Annotated in this window: 11 protein-coding genes; 1 reads left to right on the top strand and 10 read right to left on the bottom strand. The window is 64.4% G+C overall.

Features of this window, described 5'->3' with window-relative positions:
* Positions 1 to 152: 152 nt before the first annotated feature.
* The 10 genes from ACUXV1_RS04845 to leuC all read right to left on the bottom strand — a co-directional run bounded on the left by ACUXV1_RS04845 (position 153) and on the right by leuC (position 12,497).
* A complete protein-coding gene (locus ACUXV1_RS04845; RefSeq protein WP_446014945.1) occupies positions 153 to 2,654 on the bottom strand; it encodes a type IV pilus assembly protein FimV in 2,502 nt (833 codons plus the stop codon).
* A 265-nt stretch (positions 2,655 to 2,919) separates the two neighbouring features.
* Positions 2,920 to 5,220: a FimV/HubP family polar landmark protein gene (locus ACUXV1_RS04840; RefSeq protein ID WP_446014944.1), complete on the bottom strand. Its 2,301-nt coding sequence runs from the start codon at positions 5,218 to 5,220 to the stop codon at positions 2,920 to 2,922.
* A gap of 219 nt (positions 5,221 to 5,439) precedes the next feature.
* Positions 5,440 to 6,450: an aspartate-semialdehyde dehydrogenase gene (locus ACUXV1_RS04835; RefSeq protein WP_043641511.1), complete on the bottom strand. Its 1,011-nt coding sequence runs from the start codon at positions 6,448 to 6,450 to the stop codon at positions 5,440 to 5,442.
* A 295-nt stretch (positions 6,451 to 6,745) separates the two neighbouring features.
* Entirely contained in the window at positions 6,746 to 7,858 is a 1,113-nt protein-coding gene (asd, locus tag ACUXV1_RS04830; RefSeq protein WP_039755586.1) for an aspartate-semialdehyde dehydrogenase, read from the bottom strand.
* A gap of 181 nt (positions 7,859 to 8,039) precedes the next feature.
* Positions 8,040 to 9,104 carry a 3-isopropylmalate dehydrogenase gene (gene leuB, locus ACUXV1_RS04825; RefSeq protein ID WP_043641509.1) on the bottom strand — a complete coding sequence of 355 codons (1,065 nt, stop codon included), beginning with the start codon at positions 9,102 to 9,104 and terminating at the stop codon, positions 8,040 to 8,042.
* A 13-nt stretch (positions 9,105 to 9,117) separates the two neighbouring features.
* Positions 9,118 to 9,393 (bottom strand): hypothetical protein, encoded by a 276-nt coding sequence (locus ACUXV1_RS04820; protein ID WP_446014942.1) that lies wholly within the window; start codon positions 9,391 to 9,393, stop codon positions 9,118 to 9,120.
* A 15-nt stretch (positions 9,394 to 9,408) separates the two neighbouring features.
* The gene (locus tag ACUXV1_RS04815; RefSeq protein ID WP_043641506.1) at positions 9,409 to 10,188 is read right to left on the bottom strand and encodes a class I SAM-dependent methyltransferase; all 780 of its coding nucleotides are present in this window, start codon (positions 10,186 to 10,188) and stop codon (positions 9,409 to 9,411) included.
* 14 nt (positions 10,189 to 10,202) lie between these two features.
* Entirely contained in the window at positions 10,203 to 10,841 is a 639-nt protein-coding gene (leuD, locus tag ACUXV1_RS04810) for a 3-isopropylmalate dehydratase small subunit (protein ID WP_194426133.1), read from the bottom strand.
* Between the two features lie 92 nt (positions 10,842 to 10,933).
* Positions 10,934 to 11,071 carry an entericidin A/B family lipoprotein gene (locus tag ACUXV1_RS04805; protein WP_081544472.1) on the bottom strand — a complete coding sequence of 46 codons (138 nt, stop codon included), beginning with the start codon at positions 11,069 to 11,071 and terminating at the stop codon, positions 10,934 to 10,936.
* 19 nt (positions 11,072 to 11,090) lie between these two features.
* On the bottom strand, positions 11,091 to 12,497 hold the full coding sequence (gene leuC / locus ACUXV1_RS04800) for a 3-isopropylmalate dehydratase large subunit (RefSeq protein ID WP_446014940.1): 1,407 nt from the start codon (positions 12,495 to 12,497) through the stop codon (positions 11,091 to 11,093).
* Positions 12,498 to 12,666: 169 nt separating this feature from the next.
* On the opposite strand from leuC, the gene ACUXV1_RS04795 reads away from it, so the two are divergent.
* Positions 12,667 to 13,446 (top strand): helix-turn-helix transcriptional regulator, encoded by a 780-nt coding sequence (locus ACUXV1_RS04795; RefSeq protein ID WP_043641501.1) that lies wholly within the window; start codon positions 12,667 to 12,669, stop codon positions 13,444 to 13,446.
* Positions 13,447 to 13,521: the final 75 nt, after the last annotated feature.

Here is a 13,521-nt window from a genome sequence, read left to right as displayed (position 1 = left end):
CCCGGTTTGCGCCACGACCAAACGATGACGTCTGCTGCGAACACGCGAGAAAAGCGGCCAACCACGGCATAAGACGCCGTCGACGTAAAACGAAAGGGCCGGCTCGCGATAAGCGCGCCGGCCCCTGTGACTCGCAATGCGCGATGGACGCCTCAGCGACCGGCCTCCTTCATCAAAGCGTCCGCAGTTTCCTTGTCGCCCATCTCCAGATACAGCTTGGCTAGTTCCATTTTCTCCTCATCAGGACTCGCCGCAGCTGCCGGCGCAGGCGATGCCGCTACGGCCGTCGCCGTCGCGGGTGCGGGTGCGGGTGCGGGTGCGGGTGCGGGTGCGGGTGCGGGTGCGGGTGCGGGTGCGGGTGCGGGTGCGGGTGCGGGTGCGGGTGCGGCAACAGGGGCTGGCTCTGCGGCCGCAAGCGACTGCGCCGGCTCCTCCGCCTTTGGCTCGAGTGTGGTTTGCGCGAACAAGGGATGGCCGGGCTCGACGGTCTGGCCAATCTCACACACCCTCATCCACAAGGTGCTGTCCTTACCGAACACGCCCTTCGCCGTGGTGGCCTCGGCAATGAACATCTGCTTGTCCGGCTGGGTGGACAACACCTCCAATAGCTTGTAGCGCAAATCTTGTCGCATCGGCTCATGAGCCAGGCCTTCACGCAAAATCTCCAGCGCCTGATCATCGCGACCGTAAGCCAGATAGACGTCTGCCTCGGCAACCCGATCCACCGAAGACAGGTCGATCCCATCGCCCTTCTTCAAAGAACTCATCAAAGTCGTTAACGGCCCCAGCATCGAAGCGCCCGTCGCCGTTCCGCTCAAGGCCGGCGCCGCGGGCTCGGCCTTATCGCCGCTGCGCTTGCGTCGCGCCAGCAGCAAGGCGACTAGACCCAAAGCCGCCGCCGCGCCGCCCAGCTTCCAGCGCATAGACTCATCGGACAAGAGCGCGCCCAGTTCATCCGTCCAGCCATTGGCCGCCACGGTGGCTGGCGGAGCATGGCTTTCGGCGGGCTTGGCTGCGGGCGGCTCGTGCGGCGCGGCGGGTTCGGGCGCCTGGGTCTTCCCGACATGTTCCGGCCTAGCCGCCTGCGGCGCGGACGCCGCCGCGACCGGCATCGAACTGACGGCTGCTATCTTGGGTTCCGGTTTCGGCTTGGGTTCAGGCGCGGACTCGGGGCCGGGCTCTCTTTCCGCCGGGGCCGGCACAGCTGCCTTTACCGCCGCCTGCTGGCGCTGGTAATCCTGAATTTTCTGCTCCAGCGCCTTGGCGCGCTGTTCGGCTTGCTGCAGCGCCTGATCCTGCCGCTGCAGCATCTGCTGCAAGTTCCGCTCCTGCTGCGACGGCGCGGCAGCAGGCCGCGCGGCCTCTGCGGCCGGGGCCGGCTTGGCCGCTTCCTTGGCAACAGGCGGGGGCGGCATGACGGGCTTAGTCTTCGGCGCAGCCTCTCTGGGAGCCTGCTCCTGGGCTTTGTGTTCCTGCGGCTTGGACTCCGCCGGCTTATGCTCCAGAGGTTTGCGCTCCGGCGCGCGCTCTTGGAGCTTGCCTTCAGGCTGCGCGCTTTTCTGAACCGCGTGAGCCTCGGTCAACGTCGCCGGCCGCTTAGGCTCCGCGCCACGGGCAACGCCCTGGCCACGCAACTGCCACTCGGCCGGGTACTCCAGGGCCGCTCCAGCGCGCAAGCGATTGGCATCGCCTGCGATGAAAGCCCCTGGGTTGTCCCGCAGCAGTTGCTGCGCCACCCCACCCGTCTCGCCTCCGCCGCGCACGCGGCTGGCGATGCCGGACAACGTGTCGCCCTTAAGCACTCGGTACACTTTCAAGCCCTGCGTTTTGACGGCGGGGACCGGCTTAGTCGCCGAATGAGGGTCCAGCAATACCGAGTAGTTTTTCTGCGCCTTGAGCTTGCCTGCGGCCACTTCCAACCGGAAGGCCAACATTGGCTCGCTTACCGGCTGCTCGGTGCGCAGTTGCACATTAAAGCGGCCTTTGGCCACTTTCTCGATATGGGGCACGATGGAAGCCACCAAGCGCACTTGCTGAGCGCTGGGCTCGCCCTGAGCCGCCACCGCGAACAACGCCAGTCTCGGCGGCTCCGCCTGCTCCAAGGCGCTGCCCTGCAAGGTCAGTTCCAGCAGCAAGGGTTCGCCCAGGCGGGAACGCAGCCGGGCGTCGCTCAGGCCCAGCGAATCCAAGCGCGGCGAGACATCGACGCCGGCCAGCGGCTTCTTGCCCTCCTCCCGCGCCGGCGCGGGTTTGTTGCGCGGTCCGTCGCGGCGATAATCCACCTCGAACTCGCGCACCAGCCGGCCAGCCGGCCAACTCAGATCCACGGCGAAACGCAACAGCGGCTCCGGATAACTGGCGGCGCCCTTCACTTGGATTTTTTGAACACTGCCATCCGGCTTGCGGACGATGGAAAACTGCAGATTGCCGGCGGAACTGCTGTAAGTGGACAACAGCGGATAGCGGTTGCGGTCGGCCAGGCCCACCAGCACATTGTCGGAGGGTTCCTCGTCCACCACTGGGATCTCCGCCAGGAAAGGCTCTCCATCGGCGGACAATACCCGGATCGGCCCCAAACCGGCCGTAGCCGCCGCCGCCAGGCCCAGACCGGCCAGCAGCAACGCGATTTGACTCATGCGTGTCTTGAAAGACATGAACGAATTTCCCCACCCTCATTCTTCGAAGCCGCCGCGCAGCAGGTCGCCAACAGATTCTTATAACGTTTTAATTATTGCAACGAAACAACACAACAGCCACTTAGCGAGGATAAATCGAGCATCCTTGCCTCATTGCATCCAGGCAATGGCCAAAAAAGCCACACATTTTCATGCCATTCGCCTCAAACCACGTGATGGAGCCGGATCGTCAAACGGCGGGAGGAGTTGCCCCGTCCCGCCGCGCATCGCCGTCGCCTCTATCTCAAGCGCTAATCGTTGCCAGCAAGGCCTCGGCCTCCGCCTTGAGCGGCCCTTGCGCCTCGGCGATCAAATCCTGCAACACTTCTTTGGCGCCGTCGCGGTCGCCCATGTCCAGGTAGACCTTAGCCAGATCCAACTTGGTGGCCAGCGGATCGTCCAGCACCGACATGCCTTCTGCCTGCGCCGCCGCCGGCGCTTCCGCCTCTGCGGCCGGCGTCTCCGCCAGCATGTCTTCGTACAGGGATTCGAAACCCGCGGACGCGGCCGCTGGGGCCGCTGACGCAACTGTCGCTTCGGCGGCGGCCGGCGTTTCCGCCGCCATGCCCTCCAGATTGAAGTCGAAGTCCAACAAATTGTTTTCCGCCGGCGCCGCGGCCGCGGGAGTCGCCTCCGGCTTGGGCTCCGCGGGCGCCGTCAGCTCCGCGTCCAGATCGAAATTGAGCAGATTGGCTTCTTCCGGCTTCTCCGCCTCTTCGGGCTGAGGCTCGGCAAAGAGCGCCGCCAGCGGATCATCCGCGGGAACCGCAGCTTCCGGCGCAGAGACGGGTTCAGGGGCGGCAGCCGGCGGCGTTGCCTCTGGCTCGCCGAACAGCTCCTTATCCAGATCGATGCCGCCCGGACTAGACACCGGCGCGGGCGCGGCTTCGATGTCCTCGCCCTCGCCGTCGGACAGATAGAGCGAGTTGGTCGGGTCTATGGAACGGCCCATCGCCGCGGCCTTGGCCCAGATCGGTCCATGGCCGTCGAAGGTGGCGTGCATTTCCCGCGCCAGTTTTTCAAAGCTGGCGACGTCAGGACGCGCCGCGTAGATCTCCATCAGCTTCAGCCTCACCTCTTGGCGCGACGGGTCTTTGGCCAGCGCGTCCTTGAGGATGTCCTCTGCCTGCACATCGCGGCCGTAGGCGATATACACCTCGGCTTCCGCTACAGGATCAACCTCGGCCGCGTCGATGGCGCCGGCCGCCTGGGTGAAATTGCTCATGAAGGAGTGGCCGCCGCCCACCGACGGCGGTTCCATGCCGGAAGACGCGCCGCGGCTCAAGGCGGCGCTGGTATTGTTGGCGGACAGCGACAAGGGCTTGCCGCCCTTGCGCCGGCGCGCCAGCAACAGGCCCAACGCGCCCAAGAGGCCCAGGCCGGCCACGCCGCCGCCCACTAGCGGCAAATGATCGATCACCTTATCCAGCAACGACGGCTCCGGAGGCGGAGGCGGAGCCGCCGGCTTGGCCGCTGGCTTGTGTTCCGCCGGAGCGGGCTTGGCCGCAGGAGCCGGCGCGCTGGCGGCGTGCGCGGGAGCGCTGGCGGCGACGGGTTCCGCCGCCGTCGCGGCCGGAGCGGAACTGGAGCTGGAATTAGTCATGGGCGGCAAGGGCTTGCCCGCCTGCAAGGCCTTCAATTGCTCTTCCAGCGCGCTGATGCGCGCCTCCGCGCTCTTCAGCGCTTGCTCGCGCGCAGCCACCTGCTGCTCAAGTTCGGTCAGCTTGCCGCCGCCCGGCTCGCTGGGCACCAGCTTCAGCACATCCGAGCCTGCTTTGGCTTTGTCTTCGGCAGCCGGAGCCGCGGGCTGACTGCCTAGAATGCTGGCCACCTGAGCGGCGCTCAGGGACTTGATCTTGCGGCTGGCGGGCACTTTCAGCACCGCGCCCAGTTTGAGACGGCTGACGTCGCCGTCGACGAAGGCGTCCGGATTGGCCTGTGCCAAAGCGGCCATGGTCTGGTCCAGCGAGGCGCCGCGCGGCCGCACCTTGCCGGCCAGGCCGCGCAGGGTGGAACCGGACTTCACTTTGAGAATGCCTGGCTGCGGCCGCGCGATGGGCGCGGCGTTGCCGCGATAGCGGCTGGACAGATTGCTGTCGGCGTAACTGGGCACGTCCTGCACGATGTTGGCGGACGGGGAAGCCATCGAGTAGTTGCTGGGATCCAACAACACCGTGTATTCGCGCACCGCGCGTCCCGATGAAGTCTTGGCTTCCACCACGAAACGCAGATAGGGATCGTTGATGGGTCCGGAAGAACTGATGCGTATCATCGCGCCGCGCGAGCTGGGCGCCACGCTGAAGCGCAGCATATTGAGCACGGTGGCGTAATCAACGTTCAAGTCCTGAAACGTATCCGCCCCGGCCAGCCCTATCCTGGCGCTCTCCAACTCCGCCGCCCTTACCCCGGTCAATTCGATATCGGCGCGGAACGGCTCGCCCAGATTGGACCTGACGTTGATTTTCCCCAGCCCTGCCCAGGCGCTGGCGGAGCAGGCCAAAGCCACCGCCAGAACGCCGATTCTGATTTTTGCCTGATGTGTCACTGTCAACCTTCCGGCACGGTTTATCTTGATTTTATTTGCGCTGGCCCAGCGGGCGCAGACGGTAACTGTTGCAATCTTAGGCCCTGCCGCAGTTTTTAGCTAGATTTCATAATGACGCCGTTTGCGCGCGTTTTTCGACTCCGCCATGAAACAGGGCGGCACTCTCGCGAATGCCGCCCTCTGCCCGCGCCATGCGCGGCTTCGGCCAAACCGCTTAAATCAGATCAAACCATTCTGCTTCAACAGCGTTTCGGCGATATTCACGCAATTGAGCGCCGCCCCCGCCTTCACATTGTCGGCGGCCAGCCAGAAGCTCAGCGTCCGGCCCTTGCCGCGCAGACGGCTGACCCACACCGCTTCATTGCCGGTAGCTTCCATTGGCGTCACATAACCGCCCAACTTGTCAGCGGCCACCACTTGCAAGCCTGCCGCAAGCAGACGCTTACGCGCTTGCTCCATGTCAAATTCATGTTCGAATGCCGCATTCACCGCCCACGCGTGGCCGAAGAACACCGGCACCCGCACGCAGGTGGCTTCCACTTGCAATTGCGGCAACGCCAACAGCCGCGTCAGTTCGCGCTCCACCGAGCGCTCTTCTTCGGAGGTGCCGTCCGCGTCCAGCGCGCCGATCTGCGGCAGCACGTTAAAAGCGATGCGCTTGTCGTAAACCCGGCTTTCGGTCTCGCGCTGGGAGAACAGCGCCGTGGTTTGATCCGCCAGCTCTTCCATTGCCGCCTGGCCGCTGCCGGACACCGATTGATAAGTGGCCACCGACACGCGCTGCAAGCCCAGCGGGCGAAGCGCCGCCAGCGCCAGCGCCAGCGGCGTCACCGTGCAATTGGGCACGGAGGCGAGCGCGGCTTCGCCGGCGTCCGCCAGCAAGGCGCCGTTGATGGCGGGAATCACCAGCGGCACACTGTCGTCCTCGCGGAAGGCGGAGCTGAAATCCACCACCGCCGCGCCAGCCGCGCGCGCTAGCGGCGCGTACTCGCGCGCCAGTTCGCTGCCGGCGGCGAAGATGGCCAGCGCCACGTTTTCGAAGGCAAAACCGTCGATCGGATGCACATCCAGTTCCAGGTTGCCATAGGCGGCGGTTTCGCCTTCCTTGTCCGCCGTGTCCACGGCAAAAACCCGGCCCACGGGCAACTGGCGCTGGGCCAGCAGTTCCAGTACCGCCTGGCCCACCAGGCCGGTGGCGCCGACTACGGCGAGCTGAATAGAGTTCGACATCGCTTTACTTTCTCAATCAATCATTGCAAACAGAATACCGCACGCAAAAAAGGGCACCTAGGTGCCCTTTTCAACTCGGCCGCGCTTCTAAAAGTTTGTTCAAAGTCTCGCGAACAAGAGCGAGACAAGGCGAAAACAAGCGAAAAAGCGGAATGGTCATGTGGTACATGAGCATTTTGAGCTTGTTTTTAACGCCGTATCGCCGACGCGCAGCAGGCGATGAACAGACTCGTAAGAGCGGCCCGGCAGTAGGAGCCCGCCAACGCGGCCCCCAGGCTGCCGCCATTCTACCCTGTCAACGCTCGATCAGGATACGCAACATGCGGCGCAGCGGCTCCGCCGCGCCCCACAGCAGTTGATCGCCCACGGTGAACGCGGACAAGTATTCGCCGCCCATCGCCATCTTGCGCAGGCGGCCCACCGGCGTGGCCAGCGTGCCGGTCACCGCCGCCGGGGTCAGTTCGGCCATCGAGGCCTCGCGGGTGTTGGGAACCACCTTGGCCCACGGATTCGCCGCGGCCAGCATGGCTTCGATCTCGTCCAAGGGCACATCGCGCTTGAGCTTGATGGTCAATGCCTGGCTGTGGCAGCGCATCGCGCCCACGCGCACGCACAAACCGTCCACCGGCACAGGATTGGCAGAGCGGCCCAGGATCTTGTTGGTTTCCACGCCGCCTTTCCATTCTTCCTTGGACTGGCCGTTGCCCAGATCCTTGTCTATCCACGGAATCAGGCTGCCGGCCAGCGGCACGCCAAAATTCTGGCAGGGAAAATCGTCCGCGCGCAGGAAGTCCGACACTTTGCGGTCAATATCGAGAATGGCGGAAGCCGGGTCCGCCAGCAGGCCGGACACCTGGGCGTTGATCGCCCCCATGCCGGATAGCAGTTCGCGCATATTCTGCGCGCCGGCTCCGGAGGCGGCCTGGTAGGTCATGGAAGTGGCCCACTCCACCAAATCGTTCTGGAACAAGCCGCCCAAGGCCATCAGCATCAGCGACACGGTACAGTTGCCGCCGACGTAGTCCTTGACGCCGCGCGCCAGGCCCTGCTCTATCACCGCTTTATTGACCGGGTCCAGGATGATGATGGCGTTGTCTTCCATGCGCAGCGCGGAAGCCGCATCCACCCAGTAGCCGTTCCAGCCGGCGGCGCGCAGCTGCGGATAGACTTCATTGGTGTAATCGCCGCCCTGGCAGGTGACGATCACATCCATGGATTTGAGTTCGGCGATGTCCTTCGCGTCTTTCAGCGCCGGGGTGTCGCGGCCGATGTCGGGGGCCTTGCCGCCCACATTGGAGGTGGTGAAGAACACCGGCTCGGCAATCACCGCAAAATCGTTCTCTTCGCGCATGCGCTGCATCAGCACGGAACCCACCATGCCGCGCCAACCTACAAAACCTACTCTCACTGGGGTTTCTCCTGGTATCTGTCTGTCAAATCGTCGCGCCCGCCTATGCGGCGGGCGGCTGTAATGTTGTCACCCCATTGTGCAGCGCGATAAAGCACCAAGCAATGGGGTATTTCATTTTTATTGTATTCAAATCAGAACAGACGGTTCGCCCCGCGAAAACCGGGCGTACCGTCCGGGCTCAGAGCGCCGACACCACCGCATCTCCCATCGCCGAGCAGCTGACTTTTTCGCAACCGGCCTCGTAAATGTCCGCGGTGCGCAGGCCGCGCGCCAACACGGCCTTCACCGCGTTCTCCACCCGCTGCGCCGCGTCTTCCAGGCCAAAGGTGTAGCGCAGCATCATCGCCGCGGACAGGATGGTGGCCAGCGGGTTGGCCAGGTTCTGGCCGGCGATATCCGGCGCGGAGCCATGCGAGGGCTCGTACAGACCCTTGTTGTTTTCATCCAGCGAGGCCGACGGCAGCATGCCGATGGAACCCGTCAGCATCGAGGCCTCGTCCGACAGGATGTCGCCGAAGATATTGCCGGTCACCATCACATCGAACTGCTTGGGGTTGCGCACCAGCTGCATCGCCGCGTTGTCCACATACATGTGGGACAACTCCACCTGCGGATACTCCTTGGCCACGTCTATCATCACCTCTTTCCAGAACTCGGTGGTTTCCAGCACATTGGCCTTGTCCACCGAGCACAAGCGCTTGTTGCGCTTCATCGCGATGCCGAAGGCAACGTGGGCGATGCGGCGCACTTCGCCCTCGCTGTAGCGCATGGTGTTGTAGGCCTCGCGCTCGCCCAGTTCGTTGACGGCGATGCCGCGCGGCTGCCCGAAGTAAATGTCGCCGGTCAGTTCCCGCACAATCATGATGTCCAGACCGGACACCACTTCCGGCTTCAGCGTGGAAGCGTTGGCCAGCTCCGGGTACAGGATGGCCGGCCGCAGATTGGCGAACAGGTTCAAATCCTTGCGGATGGCCAGCAAGCCGCGCTCCGGCCGCAACGGACGCTCCAGCTTGTCGTAGGCCGGGCCGCCCACCGCGCCCAGCAGCACCGCGTCGGATTCGCGACACAGCTTCTGGGTGAACTCGGGATAAGGCTGGCCAAAAGCGTCGTAGCCGGCGCCGCCCAGCGGGGCCTGCTCGGTTTCGATCGGCAGGCCGTCCTTGCGCAAGACTTCCAGCACGCGCTGAGCCTGAGCGATGATTTCCGGACCGATGCCGTCACCCGGCAGAATGGCGATTTTCATACTGTTTTCCTTTTCAGTCTTGAGGACCGCGCCGGGTCAGCCGCTCCACCAGCGCCCGCTCGCAACATTTGAATATGATATAAGCCGCCATCGCGGCATAGCCGGACACCAGCAGTTCCAGCAACTGGCGCAGCGCGCCGTCCATCGCCGCCTGCCAACCGGCGTCCAGCCACAGCTTGAAATTCAATTGCAACAACAGCGCCAGATTGACCGTGCCCGCGCCGAACACCAGAAAGCTCAAGCCCAGCAGCGCGAAGGCCCAGCAGGGGTGGCGATGCAGCCAAGCCATCGCCGCCGGCGGCGTTCATGTTCTGGCCCACAACACCATCACGTCGGAACTGAAACTGCCGTCCGCCTCGATGGCGAAGTAATCGCGCACCTCGCTGCCCATGCGCTGTTGCAGCAGGCGAACGGCCGCGGCCATCTCCGGCGGCGTGCGCATGCGCGCGGTCCAGGCGTCGAAGGCCAGTCGCAGCCGCTGACGGCGCAGGCTGTCCACCACGAAGCCGGCCTCAGCCAGCATCGTCAACCATTCTCCGCCGCTGTAATTACGCACATGGCTAGAATCCCGCAACACTTCCACAGCCTGCAAGTGCGTATCCAGCAAGGGCAGGCCCGGCGACATCACATCTATCAGCGCTAATCGGCCGCCCGGCTTCAATACCCTCCGCGCCTCGCGTAGCGCCAGGCCCACATCGCCCCAGTGATGGGCGGAATAACGGCTGAACACCAAGTCGAAGTCGCCGTCGGCGAAAGGCAGACGCTCCGCCGAACCCTGGCGCGTGCTCAGATTGTCCAGGCCGCGCCGGGCCGCTTCCGCCGTCACCACTTCCAACATGGCGGCCGACAGATCGTAAGCCACGACCTCCCGCGCCGCCTCCGCCACCTGAAAACCCACATGGCCGGCGCCGCAGCCCAGGTCCAATACCCTCGCCGCGCCATGCTCCGCCACGGCCTGGCGCAGCTCGGCGAACTCCGCGCCCTCCGCATGCACTTGGCTGCTCAAATAGGCGGCGGCCTGGCCGCCGAACTGCTGCTCCACATGCTGTTTATGCCCGTGGCCGCCCTGCTGTGGCGTGTTCACTCAGCCTCCTTTGCTCAGGCGAACAGCCACGGCTGTTCGCTGCGGCGCTTGGCTTCGAAAGCCTTGATTTCATCCGCGTGCTGCAGGGTAAGGCCAATCTCGTCCAGGCCGCCCAGCAGGCAGTGCTTGCGATGCTCGGTGATATCGAAGCCAAACACCTGCCCGGCCGGCGTCGTCACCGTTTGCGCCGCCAGATCCACCGTCAACCGATAGCCTTCGGCGGCCGCGCATTCTCGGAACAGCTGATCCACCGAGTCCGCCGCCAGCACGATGGGCAGCAGGCCGTTTTTGTAGCAGTTGTTGAAGAAGATGTCGGCGAAACTGGGCGCGATCACCACGCGGAAGCCCTGGTCGTCCAGCGCCCACGGCGCGTGCTCGCGGCTGGAACCGCAGCCGAAGTTCTCGCGCGCCAGCAACACCTGCGCGCCTTGATAGCGCGGCTGATTGAGTACGAAGTCCGGGTTCAGCGGCCGCTTGCTGTTGTCCATGCCCGGCTCGCCGTGATCCAGGTAACGCCATTCATCGAACAGATTGGGACCAAAGCCGGAGCGCTTGATCGATTTCAAGAACTGCTTGGGAATGATGGCGTCGGTATCCACATTGGCGCGATCCAAGGGACAGACCAAACCGGTCAAGGTGGTAAATGCTTTCATCGTCAATGCCGTTTCCGGGCGCTAGCGCCCGCCTTCATTAGAGAGTGCGAGGAGACGACCGCCCCGGCGGACGCCGGGGGCGGACCGCCGCATCACATTTTGTTGGACACGTCCTTGGCGGCATTTTCAATCGCCTGCCCGCCCTTGGACACGTCTTGGCCCACGCCCTTCACCGTATTGCAAGCGCTCAGGGTCAGCGCAGCCAGTACCAACAACAGCAGTTTTTGCATGATTCTCTCCTTGGAACGGTTACAACGAACGCACATCGACGAAATGACCGGTGACGGCGGCTGCCGCCGCCATCGCCGGACTGACCAGATGCGTACGGCCGCCCTGCCCCTGACGACCCTCGAAATTGCGGTTGGACGTGGACGCGCAGCGTTCGCCAGGCTGCAGACGGTCCGCGTTCATCGCCAGGCACATCGAGCAGCCCGGCTCGCGCCACTCGAAGCCGGCGGCCAGGAACACCTGGTCCAGCCCCTCGGCCTCCGCCTGCGCCTTCACCAGGCCGGAGCCCGGCACCACCAGCACCTGCTTGACATTGGCGGCCTTATGGCGGCCCTTGGCCACGCTGGCGGCCTCGCGCAAATCCTCGATGCGGCTATTGGTACAGGAGCCGATGAAGACAATGTCCACCGCGATGTCGTGAATGGGAGTATTGGCCTGCAAGCCCATATAGCTGAGCGCGCGCTCAATGCCGCTTTTCTTGACCGGATCGCTTTCCCGCGCCGGGTCCGGCACCGCGCCGTCGATATCCACCACCATCTCCGGCGAGGTGCCCCAAGTCACCTGCGGCCGGATGTCCTCGGCGCGCAACACCACTTCCGCGTCAAACACGGCGCCCGGATCGGAACGCAAAGTGCGCCAATACGCCACCGCTCGCACCCAATGCTCGCCCTTGGGAGCGAACGGCCGGCCTTTTACATAATCGATGGTCTTCTGATCCACCGCCACCATGCCCGAACGCGCGCCGGCCTCAATCGCCATATTGCACAAGCTCATCCGGCCTTCCATAGACAGGCTCTCGATGGCCTCGCCGGCGAACTCGATCGCGTAACCGGTGCCGCCGGCGGTACCGATCTTGCCGATGATGGCCAGCGCCACATCCTTGCCGGTGATGCCGCGGCCCAGTTGGCCATCCACCCGCACCAGCATATTCTTGGACTTTTTGGCCACCAGGCACTGGGTGGCCATCACATGCTCCACCTCGGACGTGCCGATACCGTGGGCCAGCGCGGCGAAAGCGCCGTGGGTGGAAGTGTGGCTGTCGCCGCACACCACCGTCATGCCCGGCAGCGTGGCGCCCTGCTCCGGCCCCATCACGTGCACGATGCCCTGACCCTTGTCCTTGAACGGGAAATACGCCAGGGCGCCGAAGGCCTTGATATTGGCGTCCAGGGTTTCCACCTGCTGGCGCGAAATCGGGTCCTTGATACCCTCGTCCCAATGATCAGTGGGCGTGTTGTGGTCCGCGGTGGACACCACCGAATCCACGCGCCACAGCGGGCGGCCCGCCAGCTTCAGCCCCTCGAACGCCTGCGGGCTGGTCACCTCGTGCACCAGGTGTCGGTCGATGTACAGCAAAGCCGTGCCGTCCGCTTCCTGGCGCACCACGTGGCTATTCCATAATTTGTCGTACAAGGTTTGTGCGGTCATGGTGTTTGCTCGAATCCGGTTATTCAACTTGAGACTGCCGCCGACGCCGCGGGTTTCCGCGCGCCGGTCACAAGGCTCTGCTCCGTGGGCTTATCTTGGAGCCAAACTTTCCCGGCAACAAGCCAGTTGCTTATACTAGTAGCGATACTAATACCCATAGCCCTACCCCATGACCGCTAGCAAAGACAGCGCGCCGCTGGGCCAATTCATCCGCGCCCACCGCGAGCGCCTGAGCCCGGAACAAGCCGGCCTGCCGCCCGGCCAGCGCCGCCGCGCCAAAGGCCTGCGCCGCGAAGAAGTGGCCGCCTTGTGCGACATCAGCACCACCTGGCTGACCTGGATAGAACAGGGCCGCACCCAATCCGTGTCCGCGCCCACCCTGGCCCGTCTGGCCGAGGCGCTGCGCCTCACCGCCGCCGAGCGCGACTACCTTTTCAATCTGGCGGGGCTCAAAGACCCGGAACCGGAATGGCGCGGCCCGTCCGAACAGGCAAAAGCCCTGTTGAAACAAGCCACCGCCCATATCGATTCCCCCGCCTACGTGCTGGACGCCGAATGGCGCGCCGTGGCCTGGAACCCTCCGGCACAGAGGCTGTTCCGGGACTGGCTGGGCCGGCCGGACGCCAGCCGCAGCCTGCTGGACTTCATCTTCCTGGCGCCGGAAGCGCGCAGCTTCATCGATCAGTGGGAGGAACGCGCCGGCCGCATCGTCGCAGAACTGCGCGCCGACCTCAGTCCGCGGCTGAACCAGCCCGCCGTGGCCGGGATGATTGCGGAACTGGAAACGAAAAGCCCGGAATTCCGCCAATACTGGCAGCAACAAGACGTGCAAGGCCGCGAAGGCGGCAGCCGCGTGTTCCACCACCCCAGCGCCGGCCGCATCGAACACCAGCAAATCACCCTCAAACTGGCCCAGGCGCCAGAGTATAAACTGGTGATGCTGCTGTGACGCCATGCGGTTGACATGACCAATTCTTTATATTGAGCATTCCCAGGCTTGGGCACACTGCGCCGCATCCCAACC

This window comes from Chromobacterium sp. W521 (genome assembly GCF_052805975.1).
The sequence above is the reverse complement of the archived record's forward strand: the minus strand, read 5'-3'. Positions and strand labels throughout refer to the sequence as shown.

Bases quoted from the DNA above. Each gene is read 5' to 3' on its own strand.
- ACUXV1_RS04835 (WP_043641511.1), bottom strand. From the start codon at position 6,450: ATGTCGAACTCTATTCAGCTCGCCGTAGTCGGCGCCACCGGCCTGGTG.
- ACUXV1_RS04845 (WP_446014945.1), bottom strand. From the start codon at position 2,654: ATGTCTTTCAAGACACGCATGAGTCAAATCGCGTTGCTGCTGGCCGGT.
- leuB (WP_043641509.1), bottom strand. From the start codon at position 9,104: ATGAAAATCGCCATTCTGCCGGGTGACGGCATCGGTCCGGAAATCATC.
- ACUXV1_RS04805 (WP_081544472.1), bottom strand. From the start codon at position 11,071: ATGCAAAAACTGCTGTTGTTGGTACTGGCTGCGCTGACCCTGAGCGCT.
- ACUXV1_RS04820 (WP_446014942.1), bottom strand. From the start codon at position 9,393: ATGGCTTGGCTGCATCGCCACCCCTGCTGGGCCTTCGCGCTGCTGGGC.
- ACUXV1_RS04795 (WP_043641501.1), top strand. From the start codon at position 12,667: ATGACCGCTAGCAAAGACAGCGCGCCGCTGGGCCAATTCATCCGCGCC.
- leuC (WP_446014940.1), bottom strand. From the start codon at position 12,497: ATGACCGCACAAACCTTGTACGACAAATTATGGAATAGCCACGTGGTG.
- leuD (WP_194426133.1), bottom strand. From the start codon at position 10,841: ATGAAAGCATTTACCACCTTGACCGGTTTGGTCTGTCCCTTGGATCGC.